This window comes from Streptomyces sp. UF-297 (assembly GCF_058245575.1).
In genome coordinates this window covers 1-461 of the sequence record NZ_JBSIBZ010000253.1, presented here as the reverse complement: position 1 = coordinate 461, position 461 = coordinate 1, and the positions used below count along the sequence as shown (strand labels likewise).

The following is a 461-nucleotide window of genomic DNA, read 5'->3' as shown; positions in this document are numbered from 1 at the left end:
GCGGTGGAGCTGCTGACGAAGGCTCGGAAGTGGCCCGAGGCCGACCGGCCGTGGCGGGCGGGCGTGTCCTCGTTCGGAATCAGCGGCACCAACGCGCATGTGATCGTGGAACAGGCGGAACGGTCCGAAGAGCCTTTGGTGGCACCGGAGTTGGCGCCCGTTGTGGTGCCGTGGCTGGTGTCGGGCAAGTCCGAGGAGGCGTTGGCGGCGCAGATCGAGCGCATCTCGTCGCTGAAGGGCACATCACCACCGGTGGATGTGGGGTTCTCGCTCGCCGCGGGCCGTTCGGTCTTCGAGCACCGCGCGGTGCTGCTGGCACAGAGCCCCGACGGCGAACTGGCCGAGGCGGCCCGTGGCCGCGCGGAGACGGGCCGCCCGCTCGCGGTGCTGTTCTCGGGTCAGGGTGCGCAGCGGGTGGGGATGGGCCGGGAGTTGTACGGCCGGTTCCCGGTGTTCGCCCA

At 71.1% G+C, this 461-nt stretch carries 1 protein-coding gene; it reads left to right on the top strand.

Features of this window, described 5'->3' with window-relative positions:
* On the top strand, window positions 1-461 hold a 461-nt coding region (locus AC4IJH_RS43700), incomplete at both ends, for a ketoacyl-synthetase C-terminal extension domain-containing protein (RefSeq protein WP_490857595.1).